This window comes from Curtobacterium sp. ME12 (assembly GCF_903970855.1).
Taxonomy (GTDB): Bacteria; Actinomycetota; Actinomycetes; order Actinomycetales; family Microbacteriaceae; genus Curtobacterium; species Curtobacterium poinsettiae_A.
Genome location: NZ_CAJCKD010000019.1, coordinates 46,045 through 69,179, shown reverse-complemented (window position 1 = coordinate 69,179; position 23,135 = coordinate 46,045). Strand labels below are relative to the sequence as shown.

18 protein-coding genes are annotated in these 23,135 nt (G+C 72.9%); 11 read left to right on the top strand and 7 right to left on the bottom strand.

The features are described 5' to 3' along the window. Nucleotides 1-120: 120 nt before the first annotated feature. On the bottom strand, nucleotides 121-1,407 hold the full coding sequence (locus H7A73_RS10845) for a glycosyltransferase (protein WP_182065960.1): 1,287 nt from the start codon (nucleotides 1,405-1,407) through the stop codon (nucleotides 121-123). Nucleotides 1,408-1,545: 138 nt separating this feature from the next. Between H7A73_RS10845 and H7A73_RS10840 the strand changes: the two genes are divergently transcribed. Both H7A73_RS10840 and H7A73_RS10835 read left to right on the top strand, forming a co-directional pair. Further along, nucleotides 1,546-4,032: a glycosyltransferase gene (locus H7A73_RS10840; protein WP_182065959.1), complete on the top strand. Its 2,487-nt coding sequence runs from the start codon at nucleotides 1,546-1,548 to the stop codon at nucleotides 4,030-4,032. Next, complete coding sequence (locus tag H7A73_RS10835) at nucleotides 4,029-4,775, top strand: polyprenol monophosphomannose synthase (RefSeq protein WP_182065958.1); 747 nt, start codon at nucleotides 4,029-4,031, stop codon at nucleotides 4,773-4,775. The genes H7A73_RS10840 and H7A73_RS10835 overlap by 4 nt, the downstream gene beginning before the upstream one ends. Nucleotides 4,776-4,944: 169 nt before the next feature. Here H7A73_RS10835 and H7A73_RS10830 read toward each other — a convergent pair whose 3' ends face one another. Beyond that, the gene (locus tag H7A73_RS10830) at nucleotides 4,945-6,231 is read right to left on the bottom strand and encodes an O-antigen ligase family protein (RefSeq protein WP_182065957.1); all 1,287 of its coding nucleotides are present in this window, start codon (nucleotides 6,229-6,231) and stop codon (nucleotides 4,945-4,947) included. A gap of 107 nt (nucleotides 6,232-6,338) precedes the next feature. Between H7A73_RS10830 and H7A73_RS10825 the strand changes: the two genes are divergently transcribed. Next, nucleotides 6,339-7,691: a hypothetical protein gene (locus H7A73_RS10825; protein WP_182065956.1), complete on the top strand. Its 1,353-nt coding sequence runs from the start codon at nucleotides 6,339-6,341 to the stop codon at nucleotides 7,689-7,691. A 13-nt stretch (nucleotides 7,692-7,704) separates the two neighbouring features. On the opposite strand, the gene H7A73_RS10820 is transcribed toward H7A73_RS10825, so the two are convergent. Next, complete coding sequence (locus H7A73_RS10820) at nucleotides 7,705-9,084, bottom strand: O-antigen ligase family protein (RefSeq protein WP_182065955.1); 1,380 nt, start codon at nucleotides 9,082-9,084, stop codon at nucleotides 7,705-7,707. Nucleotides 9,085-9,150: 66 nt separating this feature from the next. Here H7A73_RS10820 and manA point away from each other — a divergent pair, with 66 nt between their 5' ends. The 5 genes from manA (at nucleotide 9,151) to H7A73_RS10795 (ending at nucleotide 16,365) form a co-directional block, all read left to right on the top strand. Next, a complete protein-coding gene (manA, locus tag H7A73_RS10815) occupies nucleotides 9,151-10,359 on the top strand; it encodes a mannose-6-phosphate isomerase, class I (RefSeq protein ID WP_182065954.1) in 1,209 nt (402 codons plus the stop codon). A 100-nt stretch (nucleotides 10,360-10,459) separates the two neighbouring features. Then, the gene (gene galE / locus H7A73_RS10810; protein WP_182065953.1) at nucleotides 10,460-11,422 is read left to right on the top strand and encodes a UDP-glucose 4-epimerase GalE; all 963 of its coding nucleotides are present in this window, start codon (nucleotides 10,460-10,462) and stop codon (nucleotides 11,420-11,422) included. A 188-nt stretch (nucleotides 11,423-11,610) separates the two neighbouring features. Then, nucleotides 11,611-11,943: a WhiB family transcriptional regulator gene (locus H7A73_RS10805; RefSeq protein ID WP_411469311.1), complete on the top strand. Its 333-nt coding sequence runs from the start codon at nucleotides 11,611-11,613 to the stop codon at nucleotides 11,941-11,943. A gap of 178 nt (nucleotides 11,944-12,121) precedes the next feature. After that, nucleotides 12,122-14,959 carry a glycosyltransferase gene (locus tag H7A73_RS10800; protein ID WP_182065952.1) on the top strand — a complete coding sequence of 946 codons (2,838 nt, stop codon included), beginning with the start codon at nucleotides 12,122-12,124 and terminating at the stop codon, nucleotides 14,957-14,959. Further along, nucleotides 14,956-16,365, top strand: a complete 1,410-nt coding sequence (locus H7A73_RS10795; RefSeq protein ID WP_182065951.1) for a DUF5719 family protein — start codon at nucleotides 14,956-14,958, stop codon at nucleotides 16,363-16,365. The genes H7A73_RS10800 and H7A73_RS10795 overlap by 4 nt, the downstream gene beginning before the upstream one ends. Nucleotides 16,366-16,408: 43 nt before the next feature. On the opposite strand, the gene H7A73_RS10790 is transcribed toward H7A73_RS10795, so the two are convergent. Beyond that, a complete protein-coding gene (locus H7A73_RS10790) occupies nucleotides 16,409-16,849 on the bottom strand; it encodes a metallopeptidase family protein (protein WP_182065950.1) in 441 nt (146 codons plus the stop codon). A gap of 59 nt (nucleotides 16,850-16,908) precedes the next feature. Between H7A73_RS10790 and H7A73_RS10785 the strand changes: the two genes are divergently transcribed. Further along, a complete protein-coding gene (locus H7A73_RS10785; RefSeq protein WP_111039893.1) occupies nucleotides 16,909-17,124 on the top strand; it encodes a DUF3499 family protein in 216 nt (71 codons plus the stop codon). Between the two features lie 104 nt (nucleotides 17,125-17,228). Beyond that, nucleotides 17,229-18,707 (top strand): adenosylhomocysteinase, encoded by a 1,479-nt coding sequence (gene ahcY / locus H7A73_RS10780; RefSeq protein ID WP_182065949.1) that lies wholly within the window; start codon nucleotides 17,229-17,231, stop codon nucleotides 18,705-18,707. Between the two features lie 141 nt (nucleotides 18,708-18,848). Here ahcY and H7A73_RS10775 read toward each other — a convergent pair whose 3' ends face one another. Further along, nucleotides 18,849-19,718 (bottom strand): RDD family protein, encoded by an 870-nt coding sequence (locus tag H7A73_RS10775; protein WP_182065948.1) that lies wholly within the window; start codon nucleotides 19,716-19,718, stop codon nucleotides 18,849-18,851. Nucleotides 19,719-19,760: 42 nt separating this feature from the next. Between H7A73_RS10775 and H7A73_RS10770 the strand changes: the two genes are divergently transcribed. Then, nucleotides 19,761-20,759 (top strand): stage II sporulation protein M, encoded by a 999-nt coding sequence (locus H7A73_RS10770; protein ID WP_182065947.1) that lies wholly within the window; start codon nucleotides 19,761-19,763, stop codon nucleotides 20,757-20,759. Nucleotides 20,760-20,772: 13 nt separating this feature from the next. Here the strand turns inward: H7A73_RS10770 and H7A73_RS10765 are convergent, their stop codons facing one another. Next, a complete protein-coding gene (locus H7A73_RS10765) occupies nucleotides 20,773-22,125 on the bottom strand; it encodes a DUF58 domain-containing protein (RefSeq protein ID WP_182065946.1) in 1,353 nt (450 codons plus the stop codon). Beyond that, a complete protein-coding gene (locus H7A73_RS10760) occupies nucleotides 22,125-23,132 on the bottom strand; it encodes an AAA family ATPase (protein ID WP_411469312.1) in 1,008 nt (335 codons plus the stop codon). Before H7A73_RS10760 ends, H7A73_RS10765 begins: the two co-directional genes overlap by 1 nt. Nucleotides 23,133-23,135 lie beyond the last annotated feature (3 nt).

The following is a 23,135-nucleotide window of genomic DNA, read 5'->3' as shown; positions in this document are numbered from 1 at the left end:
GAGGCGGACCCCACCAGCCGGTACCGGCGCACCGCGCCAGCGGGGTGACGGCCGAGACGGGAGGCCCGGTACCAGCTGGTACCGGGCCTCCCGTCCGTCACGTGGTCGCGTCGACCGCCGTCAGCGGCGCGCGCGCCGCGCCATCAGGCCCACGCCGTGCAGCAGCCGGTACTCGGGGGAGCGGGTGAGGCCCGCGAAGCGGGCCGCGATCTGGTCGCGCTCCGCCTCGGCCAGGCGGCGGGCGGTGTCGTACGCGCCGACCTTCTGCTCCGATTCGACCAGGCGCGCGTTGATGTCGTGCACGCCGGCGAGGTGGACGTCGCGGTCGTGTTCGGCCTGCCGGAGCGTCTCGCGCTGGGCGGTGGCCCACCGCAGGAACGCGCCACGCTCGCCGCGCCGGCCCGAGGCGGCTGCGACGGCGGCGTCGAGCGACGGACCGACCTGCTCGGCGCGGCTGCGGAACGAGTGCCGCTCGAGGACGACGGCGCGGAGGCGGGCGACCAGGGCGGTGCGCTCGTCCCCGGGCATCGCGAGCACGCGCTCGAGCGAGTCGGCATCGTCGAACACCGGCACGTCGGACAGGCCGAGCTCGTCGAGCCCGAGCGCGCAGTCGGTGACGGGTAGCGCCCCGGACGCGAGCGACTCGTACAGGCGGGAGTTCAGCGTGCCGTACTCGGCGGCCGGTTCGATGACGTCGTCGACGACGAAGCCGGCGGCGCGGTAGACCTCGGGCAGGGCGAAGTAGGACACGGCCGGGCGGAGCTCGACGCCCGCGGAGGCCTCGACGTGGTCGACGTTCGCGGCGAACCAGACGATCGGTTCGGCCGGGGAGACCTCGGCCAGGACGTCCTGCACCCGGCGGCGGACGCCCCAGAAGTTGACGGTGGTCACGGCGCGGTCCGTGCGCTCCCGCGGTACGGGGGTGTCGGTCGTGAACAGCTCGGTGTCGACGCCGATCGGCACCACCTCGACGGGGCCGGAGTACGCAGCGGCGATCGCATCGCGGGCGATCCCGGACGAGGTCCAGACCGCGTCGAACTCGTCGAGGTACGGCAGGGCGGCCCACTTGGCGGTCCAGTTCCGCACCCACGCCACCAGCGCGGTACCGGCGGGGACGTACCCGGGCACGAAGGACTCGATCATGCTGACCACGACGGCGGTGTCGGCGGGGAGCTCCTCGCCCCAGCGCTCGAGCGGCCACATCGCCACGCCCCAGCCCTCGGCCCGGAGCGCCCGAGCCAGTCCGAGCGCGACGAACAGGTCGCCCTTGCCCTCGGCCGGGTCGGCGGTCGACACCGCGAAGCGGATCGTGCCGCGGGGGCCCTCGGCGTGCTCGTCGGCCGCGAGGGCCGCGTAGTCCTCGCGGAGGGGGGAGGACATGGGGGTGCTCGGGATCACTGCGGTCACGCACGCCATTCTGCACGAATCCGCAGCGGCGACAGGGAGTCCGTGGGCGCGCCTTGTAGGGTGTCATCGGCCCGCGGCACCCCGTCGGCCGAGCCATCGACCCGCGCCCGGTGCGCGGCAGCTGCTGGAGGAACTCGCGTGACAGAGCGCAAGCCGGGAGTCGTGTCCGTCATCCTCGTGAACTACAAGGGCACGGACGACACCCTGACGAGCATCGCGGAACTCCGCAAGCAGGACTGGCCGCAGGACAAGCTCGAGGTGATCGTCGTCGAGAACGGTTCGGGCCACGAGCACCTCGGACGTCTGCAGGCCTCGACCCTCGACTTCACCCTGATCGACGCGGGTGCGAACCTCGGGTTCACCGGCGGGTGCAACCTCGGCGTCGAGAAGTCCTCCGGCGAGGTCGTGGCGTTCCTCAACAACGACGCCCGTCCGGACACCGGCTGGGTGCGCGAGGCGATGGCCACCTTCGCCTCCGGTGCCGACATCGGCGCCGTCGCCTCGAAGGTCCTCGACTGGGAAGGCGTCAACGTCGACTTCACCGAGGCCGCGATGACCTGGTACGGCATGGGCTACAAGCCCTTCGCCGGGTCACCGGACACCGGCCGGTGGGAGAGCGAGACCGACGTCCTGTTCGGCACCGGTGCCGCGATGTTCATCCGCGCCGAGCTCTTCGAGCAGCTCGACGGCTTCGACGACCGCTACTTCATGTTCTACGAGGACGTCGACCTCGGCTGGCGGCTCAACCTGCTCGGCTGGCGCTTCCGGTACCAGCCGAAGTCCGTCGCGTTCCACAAGCACCACGCGTCGATGAACAAGTTCGGCGACTTCCGCGAGACCTACCTGCTCGAACGCAACGCGCTGTTCACGCTCTACAAGAACCTCGGCGACGAGCAGCTCGCCGCGGCGCTGCCCGGTTCCCTGGCACTCGCCGTCCGCCGTGCCGTGGGTCGCGGGGAGCTCGACTCCACCGAGCTCGACCTGCGCAACCCCGGCGACGACAGCGTCCCGACGATCCCGGTGCCGAAGACGAGCATGGCGGGCATCTACGGCGTCGACCAGTTCGTCGAGCAGCTGCCGTCGATGACCGAGTCCCGTCGCCGGATCCAGGCGACCCGCGTCCGGTCCGACCGCGAGCTCCTCCGCCTGTTCGGCAACCGCGACGAGCCCGCGTACCCGATCGAGAACTACCTGGCCGGCTACGACAAGATCGTGCACTCCCTCGGCGTGCTCGAGGTCGGCACCCGTCGCCGTGTCCTGATCATCACGGGCGACTCGATCGGCGCGAAGATGGCCGGTCCGGCGATCCGCGCCACCCAGATGGCCAAGCAGCTGGCGTCCGAGCACGACGTCCGCGTGGTCAGCCTGACCCGCTCGTCGTCGATCGACCCGTCGTACGAGGTCGTCACCGTCCCGCACCGCCACCCGCGTCAGATGGTCGAGCACGAGGGCTGGGCCGACGTCATCATCGTGCAGGGTCACGCGCTCCGGCTGTTCCCGGTGCTCGAGTCGACCAGCAAGATCCTGGTCGTCGACGTCTACGACCCGCTGCACCTCGAGCAGCTCGAACAGGGCCGCAGCGACGACGTCGACAAGTGGAACCGCCAGATCCTCGACGCGTCGGACACTCTGAACCACCAGCTCGAGCTCGGCGACTACTTCATCTGCGCCTCGGAGCGCCAGCGGATGTTCTGGCTCGGCCAGCTCGCCGGCTCCGGCCGCGTGAACGCCCGCACCTACTCGCGCGACGCCGACCTGCGCTCGCTCATCGGCGTCGTGCCGTTCGGCCTGTCCTCGACGCCGCCGGTGCACGACCAGCAGCGCGTCAAGGGCGTCGTGCCGGGCATCGGCAAGAACGACAAGCTCGTCGTCTGGGGCGGGGGCATCTACGACTGGTTCGACCCGATCACCCTGGTCCGTTCGATCGCCCAGCTCGCCGAGCGCCGTCCGTCGGTCAAGCTCTTCTTCATGGGTGTGCAGCACCCGAACCCCGACGTCCCCGAGATGGACATCGTCGCGAAGGTCCGCGCCGAGGCCGACGCGCTCGGCCTGACCGGCAAGCACGTGTTCTTCAACGACCAGTGGATCCCGTACGAGGAGCGCGGCGCCTACCTGCTCGAGGCCGACGCCGGCGTCTCGACGCACTACGAGCACCTCGAGACCACGTTCTCGTTCCGCACCCGCATCCTCGACTACCTGTGGGCACGCCTGCCGATCGTCACGACGGCCGGCGACTCGTTCGGCGACCTCGTCGCGGAGGAGAAGCTCGGCATCGCCGTGCACGAGCAGGACGTCGACGGGCTGGCCACCGCGCTCGAGACGGCGCTCTTCGACAAGAAGGCCCGCACCGAGTTCATCGGCAACGTCGACCGCGTGCGCGAGCAGTTCACGTGGGAGAACGTCCTGGCGCCACTCGTCGAGTTCTGCCGGAACCCGATCCGTGCTGCGGACAAGTCGGTGCGTGACACCGCCTCGTCGATCGAGCCGCACAAGATGCGCGTCCGCGTCCCGGAGCGCAAGAAGCTCTCGGGCGTCCGCTACGACCTCGGCCGTGCCGTGCACTACCTGCGCACCGAGGGCCCCCGCAGCGTCGCCGGCAAGGTGAAGCGGCGTCTGAACCGGTGACCCCGGGGGAGGCCACCGCCCTCGTCATCGTCCCGACGTACGACGAGGCCGAGAACGTCCGTGCGATCACCGCCGCCGTGCTGGCGGCGGTGCCCGGTGCCCACGTGCTCGTCGTCGACGACGGCAGCCCGGACGGCACCGGGGACATCGTGCGGTCCCTGGCCGCTGCGGACGACCGTGTGCACCTGCTGCAGCGCTCCGGCAAGCTCGGGCTCGGCACGGCGTACGTCGCCGGGTTCCGGTGGGGTCTGGAGCGCGGGTACCCGCTGCTGGTCGAGATGGACGCCGACGGCTCGCACCCGGCTGACCGGTTGCCGGCCCTGGTCGACGCCGTGACCGCGTCCGACGCCGTCCTGCTCGCGATCGGGTCCCGCTGGGTCGCCGGTGGGTCGGTGGTCGACTGGCCGCTCCGGCGCCGTGTCCTCAGCCGCGGGGCCAACACCTACGCCCGCCTGGTGCTCGGGCTCGACGTGCGGGACATCACCGCCGGCTTCCGCGTGTACCGCTCGTCGGCCATCGCGCGGATGGACCTCGGGTCGGTGGACTCGAAGGGGTACTGCTTCCAGGTGGACATGACGCTGCGCGTGGACGCCCTCGGCGGCCGCATCGTCGAGGTGCCCATCCGCTTCCGTGACCGCGTGCACGGCGTCTCCAAGATGAGCCGGTCCATCGTCCTCGAGGCGATGCTCCGCGTCACCCGGTGGGGTGTGCAGCGCCGCCTCGGCCGCCGCACGCGCCCGTAGCGCGCGCCGCCCCGCCACTCCGTGGGCAGGAACGGTCGGGTCGCCTCGGCGGAGGCGACCTCCCCTGCTCACGAAGCGCGCGCCAGGAACGTTCGGCGTGACGGCCCGGAGGCGCGGTGCGGGGCCGCGACGGGCCTCCCGGCAGTCGGTGGGTCGCGCCGGACCGCGGCTACACGCGCGGCAGGTGCCGGCGCCACGAGCGGCGCCGCGCGGCGATCACGAGGACCGTCACGAAGAACATCAGCCCAGCGCCGTGCAGCAGGTAGCTCTCCGCCGTGCTGGTGACGGCGAGCAGGACGAGCACGGCGGCCGGCCACACGTACGCCACGCCCGGGAAGGTCGTCGCCGTCACCCAGGCCCGCGCGAACGCGAGCAGCGCGGTGATGCCGAGGATGAGCGTGCCCGCGAAGCCGATCTGCAGCCAGGCGTCCACGAAGGCGTTCAGGCCCGAGGTGAACCGGACCCCGGCGGGGTCGATGAGCGTCACGTAGGGCACGACGGGCTCGGTCGGCCACGTGCCCACCCAGCCCCAGCCCTGGATCGGGTACCGCTCCACCAGGACCCGGATCTGGGACCAGAGGTCCGTCCGGGTGGCCGTGCCGCCGGCCGCGCCGATCTCGGCGAGCAGGCGGTGCCGAGCGAGCACCCCGACGGCCAGCGTCAGCAGGACGGCCGCGCCGAGGACGCCGTTGACCACCGGTCTGGTCGCCGGTCGTGCGTGCCGGAGTGACCAGAGCGCCAGCGCGGTGACGGCGAGCGCGATCATCGCGAGCCCGGTGATGGGGGACTGCACGAGCATCAGGGCGATGACGGCGAGCGAAGTCGAGGCGATCGCGCGCCAGACCGTGACCGACCGGGTGAGGAACTCGACCACGAAGGTGACCAGGGCCATCGCGGCGATGAAGCCCATGAAGTTGCGGGTACCGCCGATGCCCTGGATCGGGCCGCCGTACGCGATGTCGCCGCGGATGCCGAACGCCGGGAACGGGACGTCGAGGACCAGGCCGGACAGGACCTCGAGTCCGAGGGCCGTCACGAGCAGGATCCGGAACGCGTCCCCCGAGGCCCGGATCACCTGCACCAGGTCGCGGCCGAGGGCGAGGTACAGCCCGAGACCGATGAAGCACACGGTCTGCACCAGTCCGCGGAGCGCCACCCAGGAGTACTCGCTCCAGAGCACGCTCAACGCGCAGTAGCCGACGAAGGCCAGCAGTGAGAGGGGGAGGACTCCGTGCCACTCGATGCGGTACCGCTGGCCGAGCAGGCTCAGTCCCGCGAGCACGAACAGCGTCACGAGCACGGCCCAGGTGCCCGCACGGCCGACGAGGGCCTCGACCGTGGGTTGCCCGAACCCGAACAGCACGATGACCGTCGCGAGCGCCTGGCTGAACCGTCCACCGGCCGAGAAGCCGATCCAGGCGGAGAGGTACCGGCGCCCGAGCACCTGTCTGCTCACCCGGCCGTCCGTCACGCGTCCATCTTGGCGCACGACCTTGTGACGAGCGCACCGCATCGCGGTGTGGCTGTATCGACGATGCGCGATGACCGAACTATCCTCACCGGATGGACCTCGCGCGCAGGGTCGCCGGCGTCCCCCTCGTCGCGGTCGTCGTCGGCATGCTCACGACCGCCCTGGCCTGGTACCGGCTCGGTCCGGTACCGCGGAACACCGTCTGGGCCGAGGACGGCGGCGTGTTCCTGCGCGAACGGATCGCGATGGGGCCCGTCGACACCCTGCTGCACCCCTACGCGGGGTACGTGCACCTGCTGCCACGGCTCATCGTCGACCTCGGGTACGCGCTGCCGCCCGAGCGGTACGCGCAGGTGGTGGCGCTCGCCGCGTGCACCGTCGTCGGCGGGGTGTGCGCACTGGTGTTCGTGCTGTCCCGTGAGGTCGTCCGCCCGTGGCCGCTGCGGCTGGTGCTGGCCGCCGTCCCCGTCGTCCTGCCGCTCGCTCCGTACGAGATCAGCGGCAACGCGGCGAACCTGCACTGGTTCCTGCTCGTCCTGGTGCCGTGGGTCTTCGCATGGCGTGCTCGGTCGTGGTGGGGGGCCGGGGCGCTCGCCGTGGTCGCGGGGGCGGCCGTGCTCACCGAACCGCTCACCGCCCTGTTCGCGCCCCTCCTGCTCCTCGCCTGGACGCCGCGTGGCCGTGCGCCCGGGCCGGCCGGCCGGTGGACCGCGCTGCCCGTCACCCTCGTCGTGGTCGCCGCCCTGGTGGTGCAGGGCGTGACGACCCTGACGAGTCCGCGTGCACTCGCCACGGGGGCGCCGGCGGCGCGCGACGTGTTCGCGGGGTACCTGCTGCGGCCCGTGGCGGGCACCTGGGACCCGGACCTCGGCGCGGTCGTGACGGCGGTGGTCGAGCACGGGTGGGCGGTGGTCGTGGTGCCCGCAGCCCTGCTGCTCGTCGTCCTGGTGGCGGCCGTCGTCGTCGGGCGGGCGCGCTCCCGGTGGATGGTCGCGGCCCTCGCCATCGGCTCCGTCGCGGTGTGGTGGGCGGCCCTGCTCGCCAACGGCGGCGACGGCATCCGGTGGGCGGCCCCGGTCGCCGCGATGGCCGCCGTGCCGCCGCAGCGCTACGCCGCGGCCGCCGGCCTGCTGCTGGTGAGCGCCGCCGTCGTCGCCGCCGCCACGCTCGTGGACGCCCGCAGCTGGTCGCGTGCTGCAGGACGGACGGGAGGCCCCGGTCGCCTGGTCGGCGCGTTGGCCGGCTGGTGCGTGGTCACCGCCGTGGTCGCGTCGGCGGTCCTGCACGTCGCGCCGTCGGACACGCGGCGGAGCGGCGGGCCGGTGTGGGCGGGGCAGCTGCCGGCGGCGGTGGAGGCGTGCGACGCGGACCCGACGCTCCAGGTCGCCCGGGTGAAGTCGAACCCGTGGTCGTCCCCCGTGTCGTGCTCGTGGCTGTCGCGCTGAGCGAGCGTCCGGGTCAGCGCGTGCCTGCCCAGCGGAACTCCCGCTTGGCGGGCGGGGTGCGCGGACCGTCGCCGGTGGAGACCGGTTCCTCGCCGGTCAGCACGATGCGCGTCTTGATGGCGAGCAGGGCGAAGAGCACCCAGTTCCCCTGGTAGAGCAGGCGGGACTCGGCGACGGACTGCACGAGCAGAGCGACGACGACCAGGAGCGGCAGGAGCGACACCGGGTCGAACGCCCGCGGACGCAGCGCTGCGTCGTACCCGATGCGGGTCGCGCAGGCCCACGATCGGGACAGCGTCGTGACCACGTAGATCGCGAAGAGCACCAGGCCGATGACGCCGGTCTGCATCCAGACGTCCAGGTAGGCGTCGTGGGCCTGCAGGTAGGTGACGCCCTTGCGCTGCGCCAGGTCGGCGAGGGTCGGGATGCCCGGCCACCAGTACCCGATCCAGCCCCAGCCGCCCACGGGGTGCTGGTCGATCAGGCCGAGCACCTTGGCCCAGATCTCCCCGCGCCCGGTGGCGTCCGAGCCCTTGCCGAGCAGCTCGGACACCGGGCCGCGCAGCACGAACGCGGCGACGGCGACGATGACGGCACCCACCGCGAGCAGCAGGTAGCGCGGGGTTCGGCGCTCCGTCGGCACACGGCGCATCCAGACGGCGGCCAGCGCGACCACGGCGACCACGAGCGCGGCGGCGATGACCGTCGACGAGCGGGTGAGGACGAAGCCGAGCGCCGCGACGACGAGCCAGCCGATCGCCTGGTTCCGGCGGATCCGGCCCTCGGCGAACTGCACGGCGACCACGATGGCGACCAGCAGGGCCACCATGGCGAGCAGGTTGGCGTTGCCGGGCAGCCCCTGGATCCGGCCACCGGTGAAGAGCTCGGCGCGCGAGAAGTAGAACGCGTCGGGGACGTCGCGGTCGCCGTAGTCCGTCCAGATCGGGGCGATCGGGTGCCGGACGAACACCGCGACGGCGGCCTCGAACAGGAGCGAGAGCACGAGGACCCAGCGGAGCGCGAGGCTCAGGGCATCGGTGATCCGGCGCCACGTCAGGGTCGAGGCGATCGTGAACGCCACGGCTGCGCAGATCACCTGCACGGTCAGGCTCGAGATCGTCGCGAACCGCCAGTGCGACCAGACGAGGGTCACCAGGCACCAGCCGAGGAACGCCCAGAGCGCCCAGGGGGTGCGGACGAGCGGCGGCTTCGCCCGGACCAGGATCGTGATGCCCCACGCCGCGACGAGGGCCCAGAGGACGCCGGCCCCGACCCAGGTCAGGGTGTTCGGCACGGCGTCGCCCGCGAACAGCACGAACAGGGTCGTCGCCCCGAATGCGAACGCCTCGCGCTCCGGTACGGTCCCGCGCGCCAGTGGCCAGGTGTTCGTCACGACGCCAGGCTACCGGCCGGTCGCCGTCCGCAGGACTCCCTCGGCAGCGCCGGTAGGCTCTGGCCCATGTTCCTCGGCATCACGAACACCCCCCGCGACTACGCCTGGGGTTCGGTCACCGCGATCCCGGAGCTCCTCGGCCGCACCGTCACGGGTGCCCCGCAGGCGGAGCTCTGGCTCGGCGCCCACGCCGGCAGCCCCAGTGTCGTCGTCAACCCGGCCATGGTCGGCGGGGCAGACACGCTCCGCGACTGGATCGCCGACGAGCCGGAGACCGCACTCGGTCCGGACCGCACCGGCCTGCCCTTCCTGCTCAAGGTGCTCGCGGCGGCGGCACCGCTGTCGCTGCAGGCGCACCCCACCCCGGAGCAGGCTGAGGAAGGGTTCGCTCGCGAGGAGCGCGACGGGATCGCGCTCGACGACCCGGCCCGCAACTACAAGGACCCGTTCCCGAAGCCCGAGCTCGTCGTCGCGCTGAGCGAGCGGTTCGAGGCGCTGAGCGGCTTCCGCCCCGTCGAGGAGACCCTGGCCGAGGTGCGCGTGCTCGACGCCGGCACCGGACGGCTCGGTCCGCTGGAAGTGCACCTGCTGCACGGGCTCGAGGACACCGTCCGCTGGCTCGAGACGGCCGACGAGTCCGCGCTCGCCGTGGTGCAGGCCGCGAGCGACCTGGCCGTCTCGCTCGACGACGACCTGCTCACTCCGAACACGGCGACCGTCCGCGACCTGGCCACCAGCTGGCCCGGCGACCCCGGCATCGTCGTCTCCCTGCTCATGCACCGGGTGACGCTCGCCGCGGGGCAGGCGATGTACCTGCCCGCCGGCAACATCCACGCCTACCTCGACGGACTCGGCATCGAGCTGATGGCGCCGTCGGACAACGTGCTGCGCGGCGGGCTCACGCCGAAGCACGTCGACGTGCCGGAGCTCCTGCGGGTGCTCGACTTCACCGCGTACCCGGCCCCGGTCCTCGAGCCCGAGCGCATCGCCCCGGGCGTCGACCGGTTCGCGCCGGACGGCGTCGGCTTCGCGCTGCTGCGGGTGGACGGCGACGGCCGCCCGGTGGGACTGAGCACGGGCGGGCTCGCTCCGCTCGACGGGCCGTCGATCGCGATCTGCACCGAGGGCGTCGTCACGCTCGTCGGCGCGCACTCGGCGACCCTGCTCCGCAAGGGTGAGTCGTGCTTCATCACGCCGGACGAGGGCGACGTGACGGTCGAGGCGGACTCCTCCGGCGGCATCACGTCGACCGTGTTCATCGCCACCGGCGCCTAGGGGCGCGGACCGGCGCCGAGGCCGGCGCGGGCGCGCACACCGTGGCGTGGAGCCGCACACCGCCACCGGGGCGTCGCCGACGTCCGCTAGCGTGGCGAGCATGAGTTGGTTGGTCACCGGCGGTGCCGGGTACATCGGGTCCCACGTCGTCCGCGCCCTGCGCTCGGCCGGCATCGACACGGTCGCGTTCGATGACCTGTCGAGCGGTTTCCGCGCGTTCGTCCCGGACGACGTGCCGTTCGTCGAGGGCACGATCCTCGACGGTGAGCTCGTCGCACGCACCCTGCGCGAGCACGAGGTCACCGGTGTGGTGCACGTCGCGGGGTTCAAGTACGCCGGCGTCTCGGTCGAGCGCCCGCTGCACACCTACGAGCAGAACGTCACCGGCATGGCGACCCTGCTGCGCGCGATGGCCGAGACCGGCGTCACCAAGGCGGTCTTCTCGTCGAGCGCGGCGGTCTACGGCACGCCGGACGTCGAGACCGTGGTCGAGTCCACCCCGAAGAACCCGGAGTCGCCCTACGGCGAGTCGAAGCTCATCGGCGAGTGGCTGCTGCGCGACATGGAGGTCGCCGCGGGCTTCACCACCACGTCGCTCCGGTACTTCAACGTCGTCGGCTCGGGGGAGCCCGACCTGTACGACGCCAGCCCGCACAACCTGTTCCCGTTGGTCTTCGACGCGCTGCTCGCCGGCCGGACGCCGCGGATCAACGGCGACGACTACGCCACCCCGGACGGCACCTGCGTGCGCGACTACGTGCACGTGGCCGACCTGGCGCACTCGCACGCGGTGGCCGCGCGGAAGCTCGAGGCGGGGGACCCGCTCGAGCGCGCCTACAACCTCGGCAGTGGCGACGGCGTGAGCGTCCGGCAGATCATGGACGCCATGGCGGCGGGCACCGGGATCGCCTTCGAGCCCGAGATCGCGCCGCGGCGCCCCGGCGACCCGGCCCGCATCGTCGCGACCGGCGAAGCCGCCGCCCGTGACCTCGAGTGGGCCATGCGGCACTCCCTGGACGAGATGGTGTCGAGCGCCTGGGAGGCCCGTCGCAGCGCCTCCTGAGCGCCTGAGGACGAGTCAGTTGTCCCCCGGAACGCCCACCCGAGCGGTCCGACACGCCCAAACGGGGGACATGACACGCTGGAGCGGTCAGTGCCTTCTATGATCCGCGACTTGACTCAGGCGAATGACACCGCTGTAATTACAGGCAACGGCCGCAAGAGTTGGGGTTCGTTGTCGAGGCGGCAGGGGTGATCAGGGTGAACGGTTCCGAGTTCCACGCCGGAGTTCCGGAGGACTGGCACGTCGATCCCGTGGCGCTCGGCGTCCCGGGAGTCCGACGTCCGGAGACCGACGACGAGGAGAACCCGCTCGCCTGGCAGGCCGACTCGCTCTGCGCGCAGACCGACCCCGAGGCGTTCTTCCCCGAGAAGGGCGGCTCCACGCGCGAGGCGAAGAAGATCTGCACCTCGTGCGAGGTCCGGGCGCAGTGCCTCGAGTACGCGCTCGAGAACGACGAACGCTTCGGCATCTGGGGCGGCCTCTCCGAGCGCGAACGCCGCAAGCTGCGGAAACGGGCGTAGGAGCGTTCTCGGCGCGCCAGCGCCGTGCGACTGCGCCCCTGAGGAGCCTGCGACGAAGGCGCCGGAAGGCGGCCACCTCCGCCCGTCCCGCACCGTGCAGTGAGCGCATCCAAAGGTTCACGGCGCGCCGCCGTCCGCAGCCGACACCGCGCCTCCAGACCGTAGAGTGACGCCCGTCATGCAGCCCAGAGTCACCGCGATCCTCGTCGCCGCCAACGGGGCGGCCCACCTCGACCGGACCCTGGACGCGCTCGCCGCCCAGACCCGCCACCCCGAGAACCTGGTGGTCGTCGACGTCGGCACGACCGACGGATCGACCGCCGAACTGTCCTTCGGCGGGTCTGCCCAGCTCGTCCGGCTGCCCGCCGGCACCGCGTTCGGTGACGCCGTCCGACAGGGCGAGCGCAGCGCGCCGCCAGCGGCGACCGACGAGCCGGTCGACGAGTGGCTGTGGATCCTCGGCCACGACAACGCGCCGGCACCGACCGCGCTCGCCGACCTGCTGTCCGCCGTCGAGATCGCGCCGTCGGTCGTCGTCGCCGGTCCGAAGCTCGTCGCCGACGACGATCCCTCGGTCATCCGCGACTTCGGCGAGAGCATGACCCGTTTCGGCCGGTCGATCGTGCTGGTGCAGGACGAACTCGACCAGGGCCAGCACGACCGCAACACCGACGTGCTCGGTGTCGCCGCGGGCGGCATGCTCGTGCGTCGCTCGGTCTGGAACGAGCTCGGCGGCTTCGACCCGGCGCTGCCGGACGTCGACGCGGCCCTCGACTTCTCGGTGCGGGTCCGCCTCGCCGGGCACCGCGTCGCCCTCGTGCCGGAGGCCAGGGTCACCAGCGCCGGACCGATCGAGGAGTTCGGTCGCAAGCGCGTGTCCGAGGCGCGGCGCGTCCGGATGCACCGGCACGCGCAGCTGCACCGTCGGATGACGTACGCCCCCGCCGCGCTGGTCTGGCTGCACTGGCTCACGCTCGTGCCGTTCGCGATCGGCCGCGCGCTCGGGCACCTGGTCGCGAAGCACCCCGCCGCCGTGGTCCCCGAGCTCTCCGCCGCGTTCGCCGTCGCGTTCGGTGGCGGCACGGGGCGCGCGCGCAAGAACCTCGCCCGCACGAAGAAGCTCGGCTGGGCGGCGGTCGAACCGCTCCGCGTGAGCTGGCGTCGTGTGCACGAACACCGCACCACCTCGCGGGACGTCGAACTCGCCCGGGCGGAGGACGCCCCGATCGCCCGGGCGTCGTTCCTGAGCGACGGCGGCATCTGGGTGGTCCTGGCCGCCGCGGTCCTCAGCGTCGTGACGCTCTACCCGCTGCTCGGGTCGCCGGCCCTGACCGGCGGGGGACTCCTGCCGCTCTCCGCGACCCCGGGACAGCTCTGGCAGAACGTCGGGTACGGCTTCCACTCGCTCGGCACGGGCTTCACCGGCCCGTCCGACCCCTTCGCCGCGGTGCTCGCCGTGCTCGGCTCGATCGTGTTCTGGTCGCCCTCCACCGCGGTCGTGCTCGTCATGCTCGTCGCGTTCCCGTTGTCCGCACTGGGCGCCTGGTTCGCGGTCCGCAAGGTCACGACCCGCACCTGGGTGCCGGTCATCGGTGCGTCGCTGTACGCGATCGCCCCGTCGCTCGTCGGCGCGGTGACGACCGGACACCTCGGCGCCGTGATCGCGCACCTGGTGCTGCCGTGGCTGTTCGTCGCCGTGCTCGAGGCGCACCGCTCGTGGGCCTGGGCCTCTGGTGCGTCGCTCCTGTTCGCCGTCGTCGCCGCCTCGGCACCGTCACTGTTGCCGGTCCTGCTGGTGGGCTGGCTCGTGGCGCTCCTGGTCGGCTGGCGCCGGGCCCACCGTCGTCTGTTCATCCCGGTGCCGACCGCGGTGCTCTTCCTGCCGCTGATCCTGGCGCAGGCGGCACGCGGCAACCTGCTCGCGGTGTTCGCCGACCCGGGCGCGCCGTCCGCGACCCGGGCGCCGTCCGCGCTCCAGCTGGCCATCGGGCAGCCCCTGCCCGACTGGAGCGGCTGGCTCCCCGCGACGTCCGGACTCGCGCTGGTCGCGGCGGTCCTGCCGATCGTGATGGCCGTCCTCGCGCTCCCCGTGGCCGCCGCCGCGATCGGGGCGGTGCTCGGCCACCGCTGGGCGGTCGCGGGCTCGGCGCTCGTCATCGCGCTCCTCGGCTTCGCCACGGCCTTCGCCGCCACCCACGTCACGGTCACCGGTGTCGGTTCGACCACCACCATCGTCTGGCCCGGCAGCGGTCTGTCCGTGTACTGGCTCGCCCTCGTGGTCGCGGCCTGCATCGGCATCGACGTGCTGCCGAAGGCCGCTCCGGTCACCGGGCTCGTCGCGACCGTGCTCGCCGGCGTGGCCGTGGCTCCGGCCTTCGCGGCGTTCTACCTCGGCACCGCCACGATCGAGCCGACCACCGGCCGGGTGCTCAGCGCGTACGTCAACGCCGAGGCCCAGGCGAACCCCGACGTCGGCACGCTCGTGGTCGTCCCGCAGGACGACGGTTCGCTCGCCGTCACGCTCGAGCGCGGGCAGGGGTCCACCCTGGACGACCAGTCGACGCTCGACGCGACCGCACTCCGGCTGAGCGAGTCCGGCGCCCGGCTGACCACGCTCGCCGGCAACCTGGCGAGCCGCAGCGGGTACGACCCCCGGCCGGCGCTCCGCGAGCTCGGCGTGAGTTTCGTGCTCATCGACGACGCCGGTGACGACCCCGAGGCGCAGACGGTGCACGACCGGGCCGCCGGTGCGATCGGCCAGAACGCGCTCTTCACGAGCATCGGCGAGACCACCAACGGGCAGCTGTTCCACTACGAGGGCGAGGTCGACCGCACCCGTTCCGGCTCCGCGGCGACCCAGGCCACCCACGTGCTGTACCTCGTCGTGCTCGGCGTGGTCTTCGGCGCCGCGGCCCTGCTCGCGGTCCCGACGGCCCCGCGCCGCCGCCGTGCCACCTCGAACGTCATCGAGGCCGAGGAACCCGCCACCACCTTCGACGAGGAGCGCGACGAATGAGCACCAACCCGTCCTCGGTCCGGCGCTGGATCGTCCGCGGCACGGCCACGGCCGTCGCCGTCGTCGTCGCCGCGGGTGCCGTCACCGCGGCCCACGCCATCGGCACCGAGTCCGAACCGGGTCGACCGGCCGGGCGCACCGTGACGCCGGTCCCCGCAGCCGCCGAGCGCGTCTGCGCCGGCAGTGCGCTGCGGTTGTCCGACGACGCCGGCAACGACGCGACGCAGGCGAGCACCGTCGGCACCGCGACCGTCGCGACGGCGACGACCGGTTCGACGGTCGAGCGGTCCTCGCTCGACCCCTCCACCACCGGCGGCAGCGACCCCCGGCTCCTGACGGCCCCCGCCGGCGAGACGACGCCGCAGGTCGCGGGCAGCAGCTTCCAGAGCGTCTCGAGCGGCGACCTGGTGGGGGCGGGCGCTGCCTCGTGCGACGACCCGACCCAGTCCACGTGGCTCGTCGGCGGCTCGACGGAGACCGGTCGGACGAGCCTCGTCACGCTCTCGAACCCGACCGACGTGAACGCCACGGTCGACCTGACGATCTTCGACGGCTCGGGGACGGTCAGCGCGCCCGGGACCACCGGCATCGTCGTCGCACCGAACACGCAGAAGGTCGTCCCGCTGTCGGGCTTCGTGTCCGACGCCGCCTCCACCGTCGTGCACGTCACGTCGTCCGGCGGTCAGATCGTCGCGCACATGCAGGAGTCCGTCGTCCGCACCCTCACCCCGGGCGGCTACGACATCGTCTCCGGTGGGGCCGCCCCGTCCCGCTCGCAGGTCATCCCCGCCGTCGCCCTCGCCGACGCGCAGGCCGCCCAGCGCGGGGACGATACGGCCGACGCGGCGCCGATCGTCCGGCTGTTCGTCCCCGGCACGAAGTCGGCCCGCGTCACCCTCGGCATCAGCACGGCCGACGGCGGCGGCACGACCGTCAACGCCACCGCCGAGCCCGGGGTCGTCACCGACGTCGCGCTCGACGACTTCCCGGACGGCCGGTACTCGTTCACCGTCACCTCGACCGAGCCGGTCGTCACCGGTGCACGCACCACGACGCCGACCGACGGTGCCAGCAGCGGCACCGACCTCGGGTGGTTCGCCTCGGCCGAGCCGCTGGGGGACCGGACGATCACCGCCATCGCCCCGGGTGAGGGCGTGCGCCTGAACTTCGTGAACCCCACCCGTCAGGACCGCTCCGTCACGGTGCGGTCGGGCGACGAGCGTCGGACGCTGGAGATCCTGTCCGGTGCGACCGTGACGCTCCCGGTGCAGACCGCGAAGCAGCTCACGCTGACCGGCACGGAGGGCATTGTCGCGGGCGTGACCTACCGAGGGGCCGACGGCATCGCCGGGTTCCCGGTGCGGCCGGCGACCGACGTCTCCACCCCGGTCCGCGTCTACCCCTGACGCCGGGCACGACGGCCGGCGCGGTCGTCCCGGCGCGGGCGGCTCACCAGTGGCGGTAGCGGTCCGGTGCCAGGTCCCACGGGTCCTTGCCGATCAGCTCGCCGACCGCGCGGAACACCGCGGTCTCGATGATGATGCGGCGGTCCGAGTCGTCCTTCTCGGGGCTCCGGTTCACCCGTTCGACGGGGATCCGGAAGACGGTCACGCGGCGGCTGTCGCGGTCGATCCGCCAGCGTGGCATCTCGTCCGGCACGTTCGTGTCGCTGGGCATGTCCGCCACCTGGAAGACGACGCCGGAGAGCTCCTCGGGCCAGAGACCGAGCAGGTAGTGCGCGCTGTCGCCGACGATCCGGTCGAACGCCTCGGCGCGGGTGATGATCGGGGCGAGCTCGGGCCCGGTCACGCTCGAACGCCCACCGCGGCCGTGCCGGGAGCGCCCCCGAGCGCGGTCGACCGGGGTGACGAGGCGAGGCTTCCGACGCATCCCCACATCGTACGCGGGGACGGGTACGCGCCGGACGCTCCGCTAGGCTCCCTGTCGAGATGGACGTGCGGATCTGCAGCAAGGTGGCGTGTGCCAACAGTGCTTCGTCGACCCTGACGTACGACTACGGCGACTCCATGGTCGTCGTCGGGCCGCTGTCGACCCGGGTCGAGCCGCACGGCTACGACCTCTGCGCCCGGCACGCTGCCGCCCTGCGCGTCCCGCGCGGCTGGCAGGTGGTGCGGCGCGAGCCGCTGCCGCGCGACGCCGACTGACGGCTCGCGTCCGCGACGTGCCGCGGTGGTCGGACCGGAGGCCCGTGGGACGTGACCGGGATCTGCTGGTGATCCGCGCCTCCCGGCATGGAAGACTGGTGGGCATGCCCACCGAAACCCGCACCGCTGCTGCGTTCCGTGTCGCCGACCTGTCCCTCGCCGAAGCGGGCCGGCACCAGATCCGCCTCGCCGAGAACGAGATGCCGGGCCTGATGTCCCTGCGTGACGAGTTCGCCGCGTCGCAGCCACTCGCCGGCGCGCGCATCGCCGGGTCCCTGCACATGACGGTGCAGACCGCGGTGCTCATCGAGACGCTCGTCGCCCTCGGCGCGCAGGTGCGCTGGGCCAGCTGCAACATCTTCTCCACCCAGGACGAGGCCGCGGCCGCCGTCGCCGTCGGGCCGACCGGCACCCCGGAGGCCCCCGCCGGCGTGCCGGTGTTCGCGTGGAAGGGCGAGACGCTCGAGGAGTACTGGTGGTGCACCAGCCGCATCTTCGACTGGAGCGACGAGGCCGCCGCCGCGGGTGCCGGCTGGACCGGGCCGAACCTGATCCTCGACGACGGCGGTGACGCCACGATGCTCGTACACACCGGTGCCGACGCCGAGGCGGCCGGTGCCGCTCCGGTGGCCGAACCGGACGCCAGCACCGAGTGGAAGATCGTGCTCGACACCGTCGCGCGGTCGCTCGAGACCTCGTCGGACCGCTGGACCCGCATCGCCGCCGACGTCCAGGGCGTCACCGAGGAGACCACCACGGGCGTGCACCGCCTGTACGAGCTGTTCCGGAACGGCGAGCTGAAGTTCCCGGCGATCAACGTCAACGACTCCGTGACGAAGTCGAAGTTCGACAACAAGTACGGCATCCGGCACTCGCTGCCCGACGGCCTGAACCGCGCCACCGACGTGCTCATCGGCGGCAAGGTCGCCTTCGTCGTCGGCTACGGCGACGTCGGCAAGGGTGCGGCCGAGGCGCTCCGCGGGCAGGGCGCCCGGGTCATCGTCAGCGAGGTCGACCCGATCTGCGCGCTGCAGGCGGCGATGGACGGCTACCAGGTCGCGCGCCTGGCGGACGTCGTCGACACCGTCGACATGGTCATCACGTGCACCGGCAACCTGGGCGTCGTCGGGGTCGACGAGATGCTCGGGCTGAAGCACCTGGCCATCGTGGCGAACGTGGGGCACTTCGACAACGAGATCGACATGGCGGGGCTCGAGGCGCTGCCCGGCGTCTCGAAGGTCGAGATCAAGCCGCAGGTGCACGAGTGGCGGCTGCCGACCGGGCGATCGATCCTGGTGCTGTCCGAGGGTCGGCTCATGAACCTCGGCAACGCGACCGGGCACCCGTCGTTCGTCATGAGCAACTCGTTCACGAACCAGGTGCTCGCGCAGATCGAGCTGCACACCCGGCGCGAGGAGTACCCGACCGGCGTGTACGTGCTCCCGAAGCACCTGGACGAGAAGGTCGCACGGCTGCACCTCGATGCCCTCGGGGTGCAGCTGACGTCGCTGCGTCCGGAGCAGGCTGCGTACATCGGTGTCCCCGTCGAGGGGCCCTTCAAGCCGGACCACTACCGCTACTGAGCGCGGCGGAGCTTCCGCTGTCGCTTCCGCTTCCGCTTCCGCCGAACACCGGTGTTCGCACGTTGCACCCCCGCACGCGGGTGTTCGGAGTGCGAACACCGGTGTCGTGCGAGCAGTCCCAGCGCCGCGCCGCGGTGGGAGTCAGCGCGGGAAGCCCGGCGGGGGCGCCGTCGCGGTCGCCCCGGCCCGGGACAGCAGCTCGGCTCGGGCCCCCAGCGCCCGCACGTCCCGTCGACGCCGCAGCACGACGACCCCGGCCAGGAACACCTCGGGCGGCACGGGCGGCACGGGGTTCGCGAACGCGGACACCTCGGCCGCCAGGGTCTGCGCCGCCGCCTCGCGCAGTTCGGGGCGCATCAGTGCAGCCCCGCGGAAGAACGCACCCAGGCGGTTCTCCAACCGCTGCGGCAGCGCCGACACGTCCGCGACGCCGGCCCACGCCGTCAGCTCCGGGGGCAGCAGCGCCTCGGGGTCCCGCTGCTTCGGCAGGCGTTCGTGCTGCACGATCGTGCCGGCGAGCAGGTCCCCGAGGCGCCGAGGCCGACTGCCGAACAGTGCGACGAGCAGGGCGACCGACCCGAAGGTCATCCAGAGCTCGAACAGGCCGACGAGCGACCGGGTGAAGGCGTGCCGGAAGCCGATCGCACCGCCGTCGAGCCGGACGACGCGGGTGCCGGTGGCGAACCGTCCGACGCTCCGCCCCTTCGTCACGGTCTCGACCGCCGCGGGCACCAGCACGAGCACGACGACGAGCAGCGCGATTCCGAGCGCCGCGCCCCAGGCCGGTTCGAGTCCCCTCGGCCAGAGCCGCGAGACGCCGAACAGCGCGAGCACGAACAGGACGATGACGCACAGGCCGTCCAGCAGGGCGGCCGCGAGCCGCAGCACGAGTCCGGCGGGTTGGACGTCGAGCGCGACGCCCTCGCCGACCACCAGCTCGTCGGCGGTCTCGTCGAGGTCGCGCGAGAACCGGGCATCGGCGAGGTCACGCGGCGTGCGGGGCTTCGGCATGGGATCATTCTGTCGGAGATCGCGCGATCTGAGGGGGAACACGTGGACCTGGATGCCTACGCCGAGGTGCACCGTGACCGGTGGCAGGAGCTCGACCGTCTGGCGCGTGCCCGTCACCGGTCCGGCGCGGACGTCGACCGGCTCGTCGCCGGCTACCAGGAGGCCGCGACCGACCTCGCCCGCATCCGGGGCGCCGCACCGCGCACCGTGACCGGTGACCGGCTCTCGCTCACGCTGTTCCGCGCCCGCCTGCGCTTCACCGGCACCCCCGTCGACCCGCTGACCGCGATCGCCCTGTTCTTCACGCGGCAGCTGCCCGCCGCGCTCTACCGGATCCGCTGGGTGACCATCTGGGTCGCGCTCGCGACGGTGGCGATCGCGGCGATCGTCGCCGTCTGGATCACCACCACCCCCGGTGCGACGGCGACGTTCGGCAGCGACGAGGCCCTGCGCCGGTACGCCACGCAGGACTTCGTCGACTACTACTCCGACCGAGGCCTCGGGGCCTTCACCGCGCAGGTCTGGACGAACAACGCCTACATCGCGGCGACGATGGTGGCGTTCGGCATCACCGGGCTCTTCGTGCCGTTCTCGATCATGCAGAACGCCGTCAGCCTCGGGGTCTCCGCGGCGATCATGCACTCCCAGGGCCGCCTGGCGGACTTCTTCCTCTACATCTCCCCGCACGGACAGCTCGAGCTCTACTCGGTGTTCCTCGCGGGCGGTGCGGGGCTGATGATCTTCTGGTCGTGGGTGGCACCGGGGCCTGGACGCACGCGTGCCCAGGCCCTCGCCGAGGACGGCCGGGCCCTCATCACCATCGCGATCGGCCTGACCCTGACCCTGCTGCTGTCCGGCATCGTCGAGGGCGTGGTGACGCGGCAGGACTGGCCGTGGCCGATCAAGATCGGCATCGGCACGGTCGCCCTCGTCGCGGTGCTCGCCTACCAGTGGGTGCTCGGCGGCCGCGCGTACCGAGCGGGGGAGCGCGGCGACCTCGAGGAGTTCGAGCGCGGCTCCACCGCCCTGGTGGCCGGCTGACGTCCGTCCCGGTTCAGAGCCGGCCGGTGGCCTTCGCACGGATGTAGGCGTCCGCGACGAGCGGCGGGACGTCCGCCGGTGCGCCGCGCACGACCTCGGCGCCGGAGCGCCGTGCGACGTCGGCCGCACCGTCCGCGTCCAGCAGGGTGCGCTCGGCGGCCGCGCGTCGGTAGACGTCGCGCTCCGCGCCGGTGGGGAGGCCCGGCACCCGTCCGCCGCGCGCGGTGCGGATCGCCGTGGTCGGGTCCACCCCGCCGCGCGCCATCCGCTGGACGGCCGGGTCCTCGATGCTCGTCACGACGACCGCGTGCCGCCGGGACAGCCGGGGGAGCACGGCGAGCAGGTCGCCCGAGGCACCGACGGAGTCGAGGCTCGAGGCGAGGACGACCATGGCGCGCGAGGTCGTGATCGAGTCGACGAGCGCGGGCACGGATGCCCAGTCGGTCGCGGCGAGCCCGGGTTCGGCCATCGCGAGGGCCTCGCCGAAGCGCTGCACGACGTCGGCGCGGGTGGCGCCGTGCACGCGGTCGTGTGCCGTGTCGTCGAGGACCACCAGGTCGACGCGGTCACCGGCGGCAGCCGCGAGGGCGCCGAGGAGCAGCGCCGACTCGATGAACGTGTCGAGTCGGGGCTCGTCGGTGACGCGGCCGGCACCCGCCCGGCCCGCGTCGACCACGACGACGACGCGCCGGTCGCGTTCGGGTCGCCAGGTGCGGACGACGAGGTCCTGCCGCCGCGCGGTCGCGCGCCAGTCGATCGACCGCACGTCGTCGCCGCGCACGTAGTCGCGCAGCGAGTCGAACTCGGTGCCGTGCCCGCGGAGCTGCAGCGTGGTCTCGCCGTCGAGCTCACGAAGACGTGCCAACCGTGACGGCAGGTGCCGCCGGGAGCGGAACGGCGGCGTCACGACCAGTTCGCCCGGGGCCGCGACGACCCGCTGCCGTGCGGCGAGGCCCAGGGGACCGAAGGACCGCACGGCGACCCCGGTGGTGCGGCGGCGACCACGACGGAACGGCGTGAACCGCATCCGGGCCGTCCGACGTTCCCCGGCGGGGACCGTCATCCGGATCCGACGGGGACGGTGTCCGGCCGACGGCTCCCACATGTCCCGGACCACACCGCGGATCGTCCGGGCGCCGTCGTTGGCGAGCACGAGGGTGCCGTCCGCGGTGCTGTCGCGCCGAGCGAGCCGCGGCATCCGACGCTCGACGCGGACCCGTCGCAGGTCGGCGGCGAGCACGACGTCGAGCGCCGCGGCGAGCAGCACCACCCCGACCCACGCCAGACCGGCCCACCCACTGCCGAGCAGCACGGTGGGCACGAGGGCGACGGCGAGGAGCGCGACGAACCGGCCGGAGACCGCCACTAGATCGGCACCCGCACCTGCTCGAGCACCTGCTGGAGCACGCCGTCGGCGCCGACGCCCTCGAGCTCCGCGTCGGCGGCGACCCGCAGGCGGTGCCGCCAGACCGGCAGGGCCATGGCCTGCACGTGGTCCGGGGTGATCGCGTCGTAGCCGGTGAGCCACGCCCAGGCCTTGGCGGCCGCGAGCAGTGCCGTCGCACCGCGGGGGCTCACGCCGACGCGGACGGACGGTGCCTGCCGGGTGGCCCGGGCGAGGTCGACGATGTAGGCGAGCACGTCGTCGCGGGCCCCGACACCGCGGACGGCACGCTGCGCACGGATCACCTCGTCGACGCCGACCACCGGGGTGATGCCGGCCGACCGGACGTCGCGCGGCACGAATCCGTCGGCGTGGCGTCGGAGCACCTGCCACTCGACGTCGCGCGGCGGGATGTCGAGGGTCAGCTTCATCAGGAACCGGTCGAGCTGCGCCTCGGGCAGCGTGTACGTGCCCTCGAACTCGATCGGGTTCATCGTCGCGGCGACGAAGAAGGGGTCCGGCAGCGCCCGGGCGTCGCCGTCGACGCTCACCTGGCGTTCCTCCATCGCCTCGAGCAGGGCCGACTGGGTCTTCGGCGGCGTGCGGTTGACCTCGTCGGCGAGCAGGACGTTCGTGAAGACGGGACCCTCGCGGAACGGGAACGTGCCGGTCGAGGCGTCGTAGACGAGCGACCCGGTGACGTCGCCGGGCATCAGGTCCGGGGTGAACTGGATGCGCTTCGTGTCGAGCGTCATCGCGGCGGCGAGGCTGCGGACGAGCAGGGTCTTCGCGACACCGGGGACGCCCTCGAGCAGCACGTGCCCCTGTGCGAGGAGTCCGACGATCATGCCGGAGACCGCGCCCTCCTGGCCGACGACGGCCTTGGCGACCTCGGTGCGGACCCGGCCGAACGCGTCGCGCAGGTCGGAACCGTCCGAGGACGTGGGGTCGTGTTCCGGTGCGGTGTGTTCGGTGGTGGCAGGGGGCAGGTC